Consider the following 15,087-nt stretch of genomic DNA (forward strand, 5'->3'; position numbering starts at 1 on the left):
GCGCATCCATCCTCTCATCCGGGCCCCGAGAACCTCACGCCGTCCACAGGGGAAATCGGGAGGGCGGCACGGCGCCGCCCTCCCGGTTCCGCTAGTTCCTCCGGGCGCGCCCGCGGACGAGCACGATCACGAGGGCTACGATGCCCGCCGCCAGACCGCCCGCGGCGAGCCAGCGCGCCACGGGGTCGGCCGAGGTGGCCGACGCGGCATCCGCGTGCTCGTCGCCGGCGTGCGCGTCTCCGCCGGCGGCGGCAGCCTCGCCGTGGCCGTCGTCCTCGGCCGCGACCGCTCCGACCTCGACGACCGGGGCCGGTGCGTCGAGGTCGTGCGGGTCCTGACCCTCATCGGCGATCTCCGTCCACGCGGTCTCGCCGTCGACGCACACCTGCGTCACCGGGAACGCGACCGAGGTGTCGGCGGCGGCCTCGTCGAACAGGACGTCCATGGCGAACGTCGCCTTCAGGCCGTCCTCGACGGGGGTGTCGCTCGTGAACGTGACCTGGGTCGGCACCCCGTCAGAGCTCAGTTCGCGGGTGACCGTCCAGCCTCCCTGAACGATCGGCACGGCGTTGCCCACCCCCTCCGGGATGTCGATCACGAAGGCGGTCGTGGGAGAGCCGTCGCAGCCGTGCGACGACGCGAAGGTGAGCGTCTCGGTGGCACCCGCCGAGGCGGTGCCGGGGTCGACGTGGACGTGCGCCGACGCGGCGAGCGGGACGCCGACCGCGAGGGCGACGCCGGCGGCCGCGCCGAGGACGAGGCGGCGCACGGGGCGGAGGGAGCGGGCAGGGGTCACGGAGGAAGCGTTCATCAGGGTTCTTTCGTCAGGGTGCGCGCGAGGGCCGAGCCCGGTCGCGTCGCGGGTGCAGATGTCAGCGGCTCGCGTCAGGAGGACGCGTGCCGGCGGGTTGCCGCGATCAGGAGATCGCGTGGACGAGAGAAGGAGGTCCGCGGCGTGACGCGTCCGAGAGAACGACGCCGCGCGGCACGAGCGCGAGCAGCGTGTCGGCTCGGGCGCGCAGCAGGACGGCGGGAGCCAGGGCGATGCCGCCGACCCGATGGAAGAGCGAGCGGATGCCCCGGCCCAGGGCACGCAGCATCCGCTCGCCGAAGTACAGGGCGAGCACGGTCGCCGCCGCCGCGACGACGTGGCCGACGAGCATCGGCCCGTCGGGGAGAAGGCCCCCGGAGACGGCCGTGGCGCCGGGGAGCGAGGGGTGGTGGACGTGCCCGACCGCGGCGGCCGGATCCACGCCGGCGGTCACCGCGAACGAGAGGTGGAAGAGCACCTGGCTCGCGAGGACGGTGGCGCCGACGCGCCAGGCCGACAGCCGCCGGCCGATGAGCGCGATCGCGAGGGGCGACGCGAGGATGCCGAGGACGGCCACGAGCAACGGCGCGGGAGCGCCCCCGCCGGCGAGCGTATGGGAGGTCGCAGCGACGACCGTGGCGATCCATGCGGCCGCGGCACCTCGCAGGGTGCGGACGTGGCGTGGGGTCACGGGTCCTCCTGATCCTCGAGCCTAGGGGGTCGGTGGCCGGGGTCACGGCCAACTCAAAGCCCGACGCGGGTACCGTGTGGGTGTGGAAGCTCTCGCGTTCGTCATCGGTGTCGTGCTCATGGTGGTGGGCCTCGCCGTCTCGATCGCGCTGCACGAACTGGGCCACCTGTGGCCGGCCAAGAAGTTCGGCGTGCGCGTCGGGCAGTACATGATCGGCTTCGGACCGACGCTGTGGTCCCGCCGGCGCGGCGAGACGCAGTACGGGATCAAGGCGATCCCGCTCGGCGGCTACATCTCCATGGCGGGCATGTACCCGCCCTCGCCCAAGGAGCTCGCCGCGGTGGCATCCGGCCAGCGATCCGGGCGTGCGGGCGGAGGATTCTTCGCGACCATGGTGCAGGACGCCCGTGCCGCGAACGACGAGACCCTCCTCACCGAGGACGACGACCGCGTCTTCTACAAGCTCCCGGTGTGGAAGCGCGTCGTGATCATGCTCGGCGGGCCGGTCATGAACCTGCTGTTCGCCATCGTGCTGTTCGCCATCCTGCTGTCGGGCATCGGCGTGCAGAGCGCGACGACCACCGTGTCGACCGTCAGCGAGTGCATCATCCCTGCCGACGCCGACCGCACCGCGTGCGAGGCATCCGATCCCGCGGCTCCCGCCGCCGCTGCCGGCATCCGGCCCGGCGACGTCATCGTCGACGTCGACGGCACCGCGATCTCGACGTTCGCCGAGGCGGCCGCGCTCATCCAGGCCTCCCCGGGCGAGAGCATCACCGTGACCGTGGAGCGGGACGGCGCCACCGAGACCCTCACACTGACGCCGGTCGCCGTCGAGCAGCCGGTGACCGACGCGCAGGGCGACCCCGTGCTCGATGCCGATGGCACGCCGCAGACGGAGGAGGTCGGCATCGCCGGCATCCGCCAGGAAGTCGCCTATCTGCGCGAGCCACTCTGGGCCGGTCCGCAGGTCGCGATCGAGCGCGTCGGCGCCGTCGCGGGGATCATCTGGCAGCTGCCGGTCAAGGTGTGGGAGACGGGCGTCACCCTCGTCACCGGCGGGGAGCGCGACCCCAACGGCCCGCTCAGCATCGTCGGCGCCGGCCGCCTCTCCGGCGAGGTGGCGGCTGCCGATGCGCCCGTCCTCAACCGTGTCGCAGGGTTCCTCGAGCTGCTCGCCGCCCTGAACATCGCGCTGTTCGTCTTCAACCTCGTCCCGCTGCTGCCGCTCGACGGCGGGCACATCGCGGTCGCGCTGTGGGACGGCATCAAGCGGACGTGGGCGAAGGTGTTCCACCGCCCGCCGCCGAAGCCTGTCGATGCCACCAAGCTCGTGCCGGTGACGTTCGTGGTGGTCATCGCGCTCATCGTCATGGGCGGCGTGCTGATCCTCGCCGACCTCGTCAATCCGGTGTCGCTCTTCGGGCCGTAGGGAAAATCTCGGCGCGTGTGTCGAAATCGGCCTTGTCCGATCGCTGTGGGGGTGAAACGGTTCCCATGACGAAAGGACGACCACCGTGAAGTACGTCATCATGTTCACCTCGACCCCCGAGCTCGACGCCGCGGTGCCCCCGGAGCGCCTGCAGGAGATCTACGGGCGGATCTTCGAGTGGTACCAGGAGCACGACGCCGCGATCGAGGACTCCGGCGCCGAGCTGATGCCCGCCGACACGGCGACGAGCGTGAAGTCCTCCCCGAACGGACCTGTCGTCGTCGACGGGCCCTTCTCGGAGGCCAAGGAGGTCATCGGCGGGTTCAGCGTCATCGACGTGCCCGACCTCGACGCCGCGCTCGCGCTCGCGCAGTCGTGGCCCATGCTCGAGCTCGAGGGCACCTCGGTGGAAGTCCGCCCGATGGTTACCGACTACAGCCAGTTCGAGCAGTGATTCCATCGGATGCCGCGTCGTCGCGCGATCCCGCCGGGGACGCGGCATCCGATCTGCGGCTCGCCCGCACCGTCCGCGAGGAGTCCGGCCGCGTGGTGGGGGCCCTCGCCCGCTGGACCGGGAGCCTCGACGTCGCCGAGGAGGCCGTCGCGGGGGCCGTCGAGGCGGCGCTCGTGCAGTGGCGCGCGCACGGCGTCCCGCCGAGGCCCGGAGCGTGGCTCATGCAGGCGGCCCGCCATGACGCGCTGGACCGGCTCCGGCGGGACCGGACGTATCGCGACAAGCTCGCGCTGATCGCCGCCGCGCCTCCCGGTCCGCCCGCCGGCACCGAGCTCGACGACCGCCTGCCGCTGCTGTTCGGATGCTGTCACCCGGCGCTGTCGCACGACGCCCAGCTCGCGCTCACCCTGCGGGCGGTGTGCGGTCTCACCACGGCGCAGATCGCCCGCGCGACCTTCAGCGCCGAGACCGCGGTCGGCCAGCGGATCGTGCGGGCCAAACGGAAGATCGGAACGGCCGGGATCCCCCTGCGCATCCCGGAGGGCGCCGAGCGCGCGCCGCGACTCGACATCGTGCTGACGATCGTGTCGGTCATGTACAGCGAGGCGCACCTCGTGGCGGGACGCGATGCGGCCGCCGATCGCGACCTCGCCGACGACGCGCTGTGGCTCGCACGCGTGGTCGCGGATGCTCTGCCGCGCGAGCCGGAGGCACTGGGCCTGCTGGCGCTGCTGCTGTTCCACCGTGCGCGCGAGTCCGCCCGTGCCGTGGACGGCGAGCTCGTGCTGCTCGCCGACCAGGACCGCACGCGATGGGATGCCCCGTTCCTCGCTGAGGGCCGGTCCACGCTCGACCGGGCCGCGCGGCTGCGGCGTCCGGGCCGGTGGCAGTTGCACGCGGCGATCGCGGCCTGCCACGCGGATGCCGCGGACGCGGCGTCGACGGACTGGCTGCAGGTGCTCACGCTGTACGACATGCTGCTGGCGTACGACGCGTCGCCGGTGGTGCGGCTCAACCGGGCGGTCGCCCTGGCCCGCATCGAAGGCCCGGAGCCCGCGCTCGCCGAGGTCGACGCGCTCGAGGACGCGCTGGCGCGGTCGCACCTCTGGCACGCCGTGCGCGCCTCGGTGCTGCGCGATCTCGGCCGCGACGACGACGCGCTCGCCGCCGACCTGCGCGCGCTCGAGCTGACCGCGAACGAGGCCGAGCGGAGGCTCATCGCCGCTCGCGTCGAGCGCTGAGCGCCCGGCTCAGGCGCCGGTCGGCGTCAGGGCGTGGGAGACGAGGCGCTCCAGCGTGGTCATGCCGTCGCGCGACAGGATCGACTCCAGATGGCCCTGCACCGAGGCATAGCCCGGGCCGCGGAGCCCGTACACGGCGCCTTCGGCATCCGCCGCGACCTCGGTGTCGCCGACCCGTGCGGTACCCGCTGGGACGCGCGCGGTGAAGGTGTTGTAGAAGCCGATGGATGCCGGCATCCCGAACAGGTCCACCGTCTTCTGCAGTCCCTGGTGCGGGGCGGCGAGCGGGGCCAGCTCGATCCCGAGGGAGTCCGCGAGGATCTGGTGGCTCAGGCAGACCGCGAGCAGCGGCCGGCCCGCAGACCGGCGTCGCGCGACGACCTCCTGCATGCGCCGCATGCGCGGGCTCGAGGGGTCGCGGGGGTCACCGGGTCCGGGACCGGAGACGACCAGCTCGGCCGCATCGATCCGGTCGTCGGTCACCTCGTTCCACGGCGCGATCTCGACGTCGAGCCCGAGGTGGCGCAACTGGTGCGCGAGCATGGTGGTGAAGCGGTCCTCGGCGTCGACCACCAGCGCGCTGCGGCCGGCGAAGGGTCCTGCCCCGTCCGGGCCCTGCGGGTTCAGCCAGAACGACGCGAGCCGGGCGTTGCGCGAGCCGAGCAGCGCGGCGATGGCGGGGTCCTCGGCGAGCCGCCGGGGCTCGGCGGCCGGGGCGTCCTCGTCCACGACGGCATCCTCGTCGACGACGGGCGGCGGCAGCACCGCCGGCGCGTCGAGGGCGATCGCGCCGATCGCGCCGAGCACGCCCGCCGCCTTGCCGTGGGTCTCGCCGACCTCGCCGTAGGGATCGGAGTGGCGTACCAGCGTGGCACCGACCGGAACGCGCAGCCGGCCGTCCTGGAGGTACGCGGTGCGGATCAGGATCGGCGCGTCGAGGTCATGGCTGGGGTCGCCGGCGGCGGGGTCGGCGCGGGGGGTGAAGAGTGCGGCGACACCGGAGTAGTACCCGCGGGGCGTCGTCTCGTGGCGCGCGATGACCGTGCAGGCGTTCTGCATGGGGGAGCCCGTCACGGTCGGGGCGAACATCGTCTCGCGCAGGATGTCGCGCGGATCCAGGCGGCTGCGACCGCGCAGCACGTACTCGGTGTGGGTCAGCCGGGACATCTCCTTGAGGTGCGGCCCGGTGATCCGGCCACCGTCGGAGCAGACGGCGCTCATCATCTTGAGCTCCTCGTCGACGACCATGAAGAGCTCCTCGGTCTCCTTGGTCGACTCGAGGAACTCGGTGAGCGTCTCGGCGGTGGCGCCGCCCGCAGGGTGGCGGAAGGTGCCGGAGATGGGGTTCATGGTGACGACGCCGTCCTGTGCGCTGACGTGCGCTTCGGGACTCGCGCCCACGGCGATGTGGCCCGGTGTCACGATCGCGAACGTCCAGTACGCCCCGCGCTCGTACTCGAGGAGCGCCCGGAACCAGGTCAGCGCAGCAATCGCCGGGTCGACGTCCACTCCGGCGGTGAAATCGCGCCGGATGACGAAGTTGGCGCCCTCGCCGCGGCCGATCTCGTCGGCGATCACCCGGCGGACGATGTCGGCGTATGCCTCGTCGGGGATGTCGAACCCGGCATCCGAGAGCGGCACCGGCTCAGCCGGCAGCTGGGCGAGGGCGTCGTCGCGGGGGATGAGCGCCCGCTCGCCCACCACGAGGCAGCGCAGTGGCGCTCCGTCGTCGTGGCAGACGAAGCCGCGCTCGGTCACCTGCCGGAAGGGCACCAGTGCGAGCACCTCGCGGGGTGTGCCCGCGGCATCCGTGAGGGGGATGTCTGCCAGCAGGCCGACGTCGACGACGTCGCCGGTCAGCACCTCGACGGTCGCGCCGTCACGCGCGATGAGGGCGAACGGGATGCCGCGCGCGGCCAGTTCACGAAGGGAGGGGACGTGCCCGGTCATGAGGGATCTTTCGTCGTGGGGGCGGTCGCCTTTACGAAAAAAGACCGCCCTCGAGGGCGGTCTGGGGTCGCGCGAACCCACCGCCTATGCGGTGAGCCACCAGGTGAGACGCGCGGACATGGGGCCGAACCTACCACACGCCCGTTCGCGGCATCCGACGCGTGTCGGCTCACGCCGCGTCGCGCTCCAGCACCGCGGCCTGATGACGATGCCCCACCGCTTCGTAGCCGACCACGATGACGATGGGCGAGCACGCGAGGATGAGCAGCGCCACGCCGATGGTCGCGCCCAGCATGACGGCCAGCACGCTCAGCGCGAGCATCGCGACCGCGCCGAGGAACAGCCAGAGGTGGAACGGGTCGAACTCCCGCACGAGGAGCGAGTAGATCGTGAAGAGGGCGACCTCGAACACCAGCACCGGCACTGCGACCGTCAGCAGCGCGAACTCCGCGCCGACGTGCCCGTCCGGATGCGCGATCACGTTCGCCGCGACGTGGAGCCCTGCGCCCACCCCGACGAGCGAGCCGAAGATGACCATGTGCCCGTAGCCCCACACGAAGCCGCGACGGGGGTGCCGGGCGAGCACAGGCCCCGACGGCAGGATGAAGTAGACCCACCACAGCGCGAAGGCGAGCGTGGTGCCGCCGAAGGCGACGAGAGCGGCCTGGACGCTCCAGCCCTCCACCTCGAGCACCGCCGAGATCGCGAGGATCGTGCCGAGGATGACTTCGCCCAGGGTGATGATGACGAGCAGGCCGTAGCGCTCGGCCACGTGATGCGGATGCCACGGCGTGGGGGTGAATCGCCGCTCGGCGAAGATCGGGCCGGCGAGCTCGAAGAGGGTCAGCAGCGTGGTGAAGAAGAAGGTGACCGGCAGGGACAGGTTCAGGAAGATCAGCGCGATCCACCCCACCTGCGCGATGGAGATGTTGACCGCGTACGCGAGACAGGTCTTGCGGCGGGCCGGATCATGGCGCGCGGCGCGCAGCCAGAGCGCGACGGCGGCGACGCGCATCACGACGTACCCCGCGACCATCACGCCGTTGTCGACATGGTGGCCCTCCTCGATCGAGTGGAAGAAGGGCGGCACGCCGAGCGCCAGGATCAGCACGCCGATCATCTCGATCAGCGTGGCGACGCGGAAGAAGATGTCGTCGGTGTCGTACGCCGACGCGAGCCAGGTGTAGTTGATCCACGCCCACGACACCGCGAACGTGGTGAAGGCGAACGCGATGAGCGCGCTGCCGACCTGGCCGAGATCCAGCAGGTGCGCCGTCTGGCTGCCGACCTGGCTGAACGCCACGACGAACGTGAGGTCGAACAGCAGCTCAAGAGGCGTCGAGGCGCGGTGCCGCTCCTTCGGGTCGCGGCCGGTCATGCGCGTGAGTCGATGGCTCAGGCTGAGAGTCATGGGCGACAAAGTACACCGGACCGGGCGATCCGTTCAGCCGACGGCCAGCCCCGCCCTCCGGGTGCCGCGTAGGCTGAAGGCGTGCCAGCAGTGAATCTCGGGATGCCCAAGGTCCCCGAAGTCCTCGCCCCTCGTCGCAAGACCCGGCAGATCAAGGTGGGCAAGGTCCTCGTCGGCGGGAACGCCCCCGTGAGCGTCCAGTCGATGTGCACGACGCCCACCACCAACATCAACGCGACTCTGCAGCAGATCGCCGAGCTCACGGCATCCGGATGCGAGATCGTGCGCGTGGCCGTTCCGTCGCAGGATGACGCCGACGTGCTGCACATCATCGCCAAGAAGAGCCAGATCCCCGTCATCGCCGACATCCACTTCCAGCCGCGCTACATCTACCAGGCGATCGACGCCGGTTGCGCAGCGGTGCGGGTGAACCCCGGCAACATCCGGGAGTTCGACGGCAACGTCGGCGAGATCGCCGCAGCCGCCAAGGCCGCCGGGATCTCGCTGCGCATCGGCGTCAACGCCGGATCGCTCGACAAGCGCCTGCTGCAGAAGTACGGCAAAGCCACTCCCGAGGCGCTCGTGGAGAGTGCGGTGTGGGAGGCCTCCCTCTTCGAGGAGCACGACTTCCACGACTTCAAGATCTCGGTCAAGCACAACGACCCGATCATCATGGTCAAGGCCTACCGCCAGCTCGCCGAACGCGGCGACTGGCCGCTGCACCTCGGAGTGACCGAGGCCGGCCCGGCATTCCAAGGCACCATCAAGAGCGCCACGGCCTTCGGCATCCTGCTATCGGAGGGCATCGGCGACACGATCCGCGTCTCGCTCTCCGCGCCCCCGGCCGAAGAGGTCAAGGTCGGCCACCAGATCCTCCAGTCGCTCAACCTGCGCGAGCGCAAGCTCGAGATCGTCTCGTGCCCGTCGTGCGGTCGCGCCCAGGTCGACGTCTACACGCTCGCCGACAACGTCACCGAGGGGCTGAAGGACATGACCGTGCCGCTGCGCGTGGCCGTCATGGGCTGCGTCGTCAACGGGCCGGGCGAAGCGCGCGAGGCGGACCTCGGCGTCGCGTCCGGCAACGGCAAGGGCCAGATCTTCGTGAAGGGACAGGTCATCAAGACCGTGCCCGAGTCCGAGATCGTCGCCACGCTCATCGAAGAGGCGAACCGCCTCGCCGAGGAGATGGGTCCGGGCGCCCCGCTCGGCACCGCGCAGGTCGTCACGACCTGACCGCCGCTCGGCGCCGGGGGGCTCCGCGCCGGCCGGCGCCGGAGGCTCAGGAGATGGCGCCCGCGCTGATCGCGGCATCCGTCGTCGTCCGCAGGCTCGTGCGCACGGCGATCCCGATGGCCTCGGCGATGTCGGCGAGGGGCAGGGTCGCGGCATCCGCTGACGGCGCATGCTCGGCAGACCACGGGACGTGGAGGAAGCCCGCCCGGATGCCGCGGCTCCGCGACGTCGCGTGCAGCGCCGTGTAGAACGCGTGATTGCACACGAACGTGCCGGCCCAGTGGGAGACCTCCGACGGAATCCCGGCCGCCGCGATGTCGCGGGCGATCGCCTTCACCGGGAGCGACGCGAAGTACGCGGCCGGTCCGTCGCCGACGCTCGGCTCGTCGACAGGCTGCGCCCCCGCGTTGTCGGGGATGCGGGCGTCGAGCAGGTTCACGGCGACGCGCTCGACCGAGATCGCCGCGCGGTTTCCCGCCAGGCCGGTCGCGATCACCAGCTCGGGCCGGTGCACGTCGATGAGGCGGCCGAGCTCGGCGCGGGCACCGTCGAAGGTCACGGGCAGGATCGCGGTCACGAGCGTCTCCGGGCCGTCCCAGCCGGCGTCCACCCGGCGCACCGCCTCGCCGGAGGGATTGACCGCGTCGCCGCCGAAGGGCTCGAACCCGGTGAGGAGGATCGTCGTCACCGCTCCAGCGTAGGCGGCGTGGCCGGCTCGGTTCGGGGGGCGGCTCGGTTCGAGGCCTGCCGGAGTCAGGCGATCTGCCGGTATCAGGAGGATTTCCCCCGGATCGTCCTGATCCCGGCAGATCGCCTGATTCGGGCAGACGGGTGGTCCGGTCCGGCGGGGCGCCCGTCGAGGCATCCGTTAGCGTGATGCGCGTGACCACTCCCGAGCCGGACCCGCTCTCCCGACCCGTCACGGCAGGCATCGTCACCGCTCTGGTCGGCTTCACGAGCGCCTTCGTGATCGTGCTGACGGGTCTGCGCGCGGTCGGCGCGACGCCGGCGCAGGCGGCCAGCGGGCTGCTCACCGTGTGCGTGATGATGGGCCTCGGCTCGCTCATCCTCGCCTGGAGATACCGGATGCCGATCACCGTCGCCTGGTCGACCCCCGGTGCCGCGCTGCTCGCCGCCACGGGAGCCGTCGAGGGAGGCTGGCCCGCGGCCGTCGGGGCGTTCCTCGTGGTCGGCGGGCTGATCGTGCTGACCGGATTGTGGCCGCACCTCGGACGCCTGATCGCCCGCATCCCGCCGTCCATCGCGCAGGCGATGCTCGCCGGGGTTCTGCTGCCGCTGTGCCTCGCGCCGGTCACGGGCATCGTCGCTAATCCGTGGGGAGTCATTCCGGTCGTGCTGACGTGGCTCGTCTTCGTCCGGCTCGCACCCCGCTGGGCGGTTCCCCTCGCCTTCGTCGCGGCGGCGGTTGTGGTGGGCGTCTCGCTCGCGCAGGAAGGGGCATCCGTCGATCCCGCTCTGCTGGTGCCCCGGGTGGAGCTGACGATGCCCACCCTCACGCTCGGTGCGCTGGTGAGTCTCGCGGTGCCGCTCTACATCGTGACGATGGCCTCTCAGAACGTGCCGGGCGTCGCGATCATGCGCAGCTTCGGTTACGAGGTGCCGTGGCGCCCCGCGATGCTCGCCACCGGCATCGGCACGATCATCGGCGCCCCCGCCGGGGGACACGCGGTCAATCTCGCCGCGATCAGCGCCGCGCTCGCCGCGGGGCCTGACGCCGACGCCGATCCGAAGCGACGCTGGGTGGCCGGAGTGTCCACGGGTGCGGCGAGCCTCGTCCTGGGCGCCGCGTCCGCCGCCTTCGCGGCCCTCGTCCTGCTCGCTCCCGAGGCGGTGATTCCCGCCGTCGCGGGGCTCGCGCTGTTCGGCGCGTTCGGCAACGCCGTCCAGCAGGCGATCGACGATCCGGGGGAGCGGATGCCGGCCGTGGTCACGTTCCTCGTCGCCGCCTCGGGTGTGGCGATCCTCGGGGTGAGCGCCGCGTTCTGGGCTCTCGTGGCCGGCCTGGTCGTGCGCACGATGCTGCACGCCGGCCGGCGCCGGACGGCCTGAACGGCCTGAACGGCCGAAGCCGCTCACATCTATGCCTGCGGGTGGGAACCTTTCGGCCGTTCGCGGACACTACAGGGTATGAGCGAACGTGATGGCGAACTGTGGGAGCGGGTGCGAGCGGGCGACGAGGCCGCGCTCGGCGCCCTCTTCGATCGTCATGAGGCGCGCCTGTTCCGTCATGCGTGCCGCCTGCTCACGGCGCGCGAGGACGCGAAGGACGCCGTGACGATCGCGTTCTTCGAGCTGTGGCGCAAGCGCGCCTCGGTGCGGCTGGTCGACGGCTCGCCCTTGCCCTGGCTGCTCAACACCGTCTCGAACGCCGCCAGGAACCTCGAGCGGTCCGGTCGGCGCTATCGCGCGCTCATCGCACGCACGCCGGCGGCGGCAGGAGGCCGCGAGACCGTCGCCGGCGATGAGACGGGAGTCCTCGCCGCGCTGAGGAGACTGCCCGCCCGCGAGCAGAGCGTGATCGTGCTCACGGTGCTCGAGGGCTACCCGGAGCGCGCCGCAGCCGAGACCCTCGGCATCCCGATCGGCACCGTGAAGTCCCGGCTGGCGCGAGCGAAGGCGAAGCTCCGCGAAGAGATGACGACGATGGAGGCATCATGGACCTGAACGTCGACCCGCTCTCCGAGAGGGAGCACAGCGAGATGCGCGATGTCGTCCTCGCCGGGTCTCAGCGGATCCGACCCGCCGGCGCACGGCGGGCGCAGGTCATCGCCGGGGCCGTCGCGCTGGTGCTCGTCGGCGGCATCACGGGCGGAGCCATCACGACGGCGGCGCTGCTGGGCGACGAGGCCGCGCCACCTGTCGCCACACCGACCGAGACCGCCGAGACGCCCACACCTGTCCCGTCAGCGACGCCGACAGCGACGCCGACGCCGAGGCCGACCGCGACGGAGCCGGCACCACCGGTCGTGCCCGCGGAAGGGATCGTCCCCTTCGGCGGCGAGTGCGAGAACGCGACCACCGAGGCGGAGATCGCCGCGGTCGCCGGCATGCCGATGATGCTGTCGGACTATCGATGGCAGACCGGTGCAGAGTCGGCTCTCGGCGGGATCGACTGCCTGTGGGTGTCGTCCGAGGAGTATCTGGGCGCGCAGGCGAGCGTCTTCGCCTACCCGGCGGACGTCGTGACGTCGGCAGTGAAGGACGCCGTCGTTCCGGGCTGCCGGCCCGTCGAGTGGGACGCGGGCAAGGTGGAGTGCGCGGCATCCGGCGAGGTCGACGGGACATGGCTGGTGGTCCGCACCACGGGCGCGTCCGGCACCGGAACACCAGCAGCGATCGATGCGCTGTACGCACAGGTGGCGGCCCGCGTGCAGGACTACCCCGCTCCGGTGGCGGCGACGCGATCTGCGCAGTGGTGGACCATGCCCGACTGCGCCGCCCTCGAGGAGCGCATCGATCCTGCGATCCTGGGGTTCACACGCGTCGAGCACACGAGGGCGACGGACGCCGACGTCGGCGTCAACCCGTATGACATTCCGTGGATCGCCGGCGTGCAGGCCACGTGCTTCTTCCACTTCACGTGGGCGGACGGGACTCCCGGCGGGGTGGAGCCCCAACTCAGCTTCTTCGCGGGAGGAGCGATCGACTTCGACACGGCGCTCGCTCGACCGGAGGCGGTGCCGGTCACCGTCGACGGGGCGGTGTCTGCCGTCATCGTCCCCGGGAACGACCGCTATGAGGGTTCGTGGGGAGTGCTGCTCGTGAACGACGGCGTCAACGTGCTCGCCATCTACGGCGACGGGATGTTCCCCGAGGAGGATCTCATTCCCCTCGCCGAGGTGGTGCTCGCGCAGATGTGAGCGGATGCCGCGCGGGGCCGCGGCTTCCGCCCGCCCTAGACTTGATCCTCGTGGTCACCCGTCTGTCGCACTTCTTCCTCCGCACGCTCCGCGAAGACCCGGCTGATGCCGAGGTCGCGTCGCATCGATGGCTGGTGCGCGCCGGCTACATCCGGCGCCAGGCGCCGGGCATCTTCGCCTGGCTGCCGCTGGGCCTGAAGGTGAAGGCGAAGATCGAGGCGATCATCCGCGACGAGATGACGAACGCGGGCGCGTACGAGGTGCACTTCCCGGCGCTGGTGCCCCGCGATCCCTACGAGCAGTCCGGCCGGTGGGAGACCTACGGCAACGGCATCTTCCGGCTCAAGGACCGCAAGGACGCCGACTACCTGCTCGCCCCCACCCACGAGGAGCTGTTCACGCTCCTCGTGAAGGACCTGTACTCGTCGTACAAGGATCTGCCGCTGGCGATCTACCAGATCCAGGACAAGTACCGCGATGAGGCACGCCCCCGCGCCGGACTCCTGCGGGGCCGCGAGTTCACGATGAAGGACGCGTACTCCTTCGACTACACCGACGAGGGGCTGGATGCCTCGTACCAGCGTCAGCGCGACGCGTACGAGCGCATCTTCGATCGTCTGGGCCTCGAGTACGTCATCGTGGCGGCCGACAACGGGCTCATGGGCGGCGCACGCAGCGAGGAGTTCCTGCACCCGACGGCGATCGGCGAGGACACCTTCGTCCGCTCCGCCGGCGGGTACGCCGCCAACGTCGAGGCGTTCGTGACCGTGCCGCCCGAGGCGATCGAGATCGACGGCCTGCCCGAGCCGGTGGTGTTCGACTCACCCGACACCCCGACGATCCAGACGCTCGTCGACCACGCGAACGCGCATCTCGACGCGCCGGCGTCGGGCATCGCGGGTCCGGCCACCGACGGCGCCGCCGCCTGGACGGCCGCTCACACGCTCAAGAACGTCGTGCTCGCCCTCACCCACCTCGACGGCACGCGCGAGCTCGTGGTCGTCGGTGTGCCGGGGGACCGCGACATCGACGACAAGCGCGTGGAGGTGGCGTTCGCCCCCGCCGCGGTCGAGGCCGCGACGCCGGAGGACTTCGAGCGTCACCCGCTGCTCGTGAAGGGCTACATCGGCCCGTGGTCGCCGACCGGCGCCGTGCTCGGCGAGGAGTCGGCGACCGGCATCCGCTTCCTCCTCGACCCGCGGGTCGTCGACGGCACCGCGTGGATCACCGGCGCGAACATCGATCAGAAGCACGTGCACTCGCTCGTGGCGGGCCGCGACTTCTTCGGCGACGGCTATGTCGAGGCCGCCAGTGTCCGGGCGGGCGATCCCGCTCCGGACGGCTCTGGCCCCGTCGAGCTCGCCCGCGGCATGGAGATCGGCCATGTCTTCCAGCTCGGCCGCTTCTTCGCCGAGACGCTGGGGCTGAAGGTCCTCGACGAGAACGGCAAGCTCGTCACCGTCACGATGGGCTCGTACGGCATCGGCGTGACGCGCATCCTCGCCAACATCGCCGAGCTGAACAGCGACGCCAAGGGCCTCGTCTGGCCCGCATCCGTCGCACCGTTCGACGTGCACGTCGTCGCCGCGGGCAGGGATGCCGTCGCGTTCGAGGTCGCCGAGCAGCTGTCGACCGACCTCGAGTCCGCCGGCTTCGACGTGCTCTACGACGACCGCCCCAAGGTCTCGCCCGGCGTCAAGTTCGGCGACGCCGAGATCGTCGGCGTGCCGAAGATCGTGATCGTCGGCCGAGGCGCCGCCACCGGCGAGGTCGAGCTGTGGGACCGCCGCACGGGCGACCGTGAGGTCGTCGCCGTGGCGGACGCGGTCGCGCGACTGCGGGCCTGAGCCCGCTCGCCGACCCCGGCGGCGGCTCAGCCCGGCGCCGCGGATGAGGGCGTTCTCATCCGCGCGTCGCCTGCCGTTCACCCGCGCGTCGCCGCGCGGTCGTGCCCTCCCACGATGCTGGCGCAGTCGCATCGCC

Annotated in this window: 13 protein-coding genes; 8 read left to right on the forward strand and 5 right to left on the reverse strand. The window is 71.6% G+C overall.

Going from position 1 to position 15,087, the window contains the following annotated elements:
• Positions 1-91: 91 nt before the first annotated feature.
• Positions 92-811 carry a YcnI family copper-binding membrane protein gene (locus tag SOM19_RS06590; protein ID WP_320485744.1) on the reverse strand — a complete coding sequence of 240 codons (720 nt, stop codon included), beginning with the start codon at positions 809-811 and terminating at the stop codon, positions 92-94.
• 106 nt (positions 812-917) lie between these two features.
• A complete protein-coding gene (locus SOM19_RS06595; RefSeq protein ID WP_320485745.1) occupies positions 918-1,502 on the reverse strand; it encodes a hypothetical protein in 585 nt (194 codons plus the stop codon).
• Between the two features lie 82 nt (positions 1,503-1,584).
• Between SOM19_RS06595 and SOM19_RS06600 the strand changes: the two genes are divergently transcribed.
• The 3 genes from SOM19_RS06600 to SOM19_RS06610 all read left to right on the forward strand — a co-directional run bounded on the left by SOM19_RS06600 (position 1,585) and on the right by SOM19_RS06610 (position 4,629).
• Positions 1,585-2,934, forward strand: a complete 1,350-nt coding sequence (locus SOM19_RS06600) for a M50 family metallopeptidase (RefSeq protein WP_320485746.1) — start codon at positions 1,585-1,587, stop codon at positions 2,932-2,934.
• Between the two features lie 85 nt (positions 2,935-3,019).
• Positions 3,020-3,388, forward strand: a complete 369-nt coding sequence (locus SOM19_RS06605) for a YciI family protein (protein WP_320485747.1) — start codon at positions 3,020-3,022, stop codon at positions 3,386-3,388.
• Positions 3,385-4,629: an RNA polymerase sigma factor gene (locus SOM19_RS06610; protein WP_320485748.1), complete on the forward strand. Its 1,245-nt coding sequence runs from the start codon at positions 3,385-3,387 to the stop codon at positions 4,627-4,629. Before SOM19_RS06605 ends, SOM19_RS06610 begins: the two co-directional genes overlap by 4 nt.
• Positions 4,630-4,638: 9 nt before the next feature.
• On the opposite strand, the gene SOM19_RS06615 is transcribed toward SOM19_RS06610, so the two are convergent.
• Both SOM19_RS06615 and SOM19_RS06620 read right to left on the reverse strand, forming a co-directional pair.
• Positions 4,639-6,579, reverse strand: coding sequence for an anthranilate synthase family protein (locus SOM19_RS06615; protein WP_320485749.1), 1,941 nt, complete (start codon positions 6,577-6,579; stop codon positions 4,639-4,641).
• Between the two features lie 169 nt (positions 6,580-6,748).
• A complete protein-coding gene (locus tag SOM19_RS06620) occupies positions 6,749-7,990 on the reverse strand; it encodes a low temperature requirement protein A (protein WP_320485750.1) in 1,242 nt (413 codons plus the stop codon).
• Positions 7,991-8,071: 81 nt separating this feature from the next.
• Here SOM19_RS06620 and ispG point away from each other — a divergent pair, with 81 nt between their 5' ends.
• Positions 8,072-9,223, forward strand: coding sequence for a flavodoxin-dependent (E)-4-hydroxy-3-methylbut-2-enyl-diphosphate synthase (gene ispG, locus SOM19_RS06625; protein WP_320485751.1), 1,152 nt, complete (start codon positions 8,072-8,074; stop codon positions 9,221-9,223).
• Positions 9,224-9,269: 46 nt separating this feature from the next.
• Here the strand turns inward: ispG and pcp are convergent, their stop codons facing one another.
• Positions 9,270-9,911, reverse strand: coding sequence for a pyroglutamyl-peptidase I (gene pcp, locus SOM19_RS06630; protein ID WP_320485752.1), 642 nt, complete (start codon positions 9,909-9,911; stop codon positions 9,270-9,272).
• Positions 9,912-10,105: 194 nt separating this feature from the next.
• On the opposite strand from pcp, the gene SOM19_RS06635 reads away from it, so the two are divergent.
• The 4 genes from SOM19_RS06635 (at position 10,106) to SOM19_RS06650 (ending at position 14,951) form a co-directional block, all read left to right on the forward strand.
• Positions 10,106-11,293 carry a benzoate/H(+) symporter BenE family transporter gene (locus SOM19_RS06635; protein ID WP_320485753.1) on the forward strand — a complete coding sequence of 396 codons (1,188 nt, stop codon included), beginning with the start codon at positions 10,106-10,108 and terminating at the stop codon, positions 11,291-11,293.
• Positions 11,294-11,371: 78 nt separating this feature from the next.
• On the forward strand, positions 11,372-11,908 hold the full coding sequence (locus SOM19_RS06640; protein WP_320485754.1) for an RNA polymerase sigma factor: 537 nt from the start codon (positions 11,372-11,374) through the stop codon (positions 11,906-11,908).
• Positions 11,899-13,104 carry a hypothetical protein gene (locus SOM19_RS06645; protein WP_320485755.1) on the forward strand — a complete coding sequence of 402 codons (1,206 nt, stop codon included), beginning with the start codon at positions 11,899-11,901 and terminating at the stop codon, positions 13,102-13,104. Before SOM19_RS06640 ends, SOM19_RS06645 begins: the two co-directional genes overlap by 10 nt.
• 50 nt (positions 13,105-13,154) lie before the next feature.
• On the forward strand, positions 13,155-14,951 hold the full coding sequence (locus SOM19_RS06650; RefSeq protein WP_320485756.1) for a proline--tRNA ligase: 1,797 nt from the start codon (positions 13,155-13,157) through the stop codon (positions 14,949-14,951).
• Positions 14,952-15,087: the final 136 nt, after the last annotated feature.

The organism is Microbacterium sp. CFBP9034, from assembly GCF_034045255.1.
In the GTDB taxonomy this organism is placed as follows: domain Bacteria; phylum Actinomycetota; class Actinomycetes; order Actinomycetales; family Microbacteriaceae; genus Microbacterium.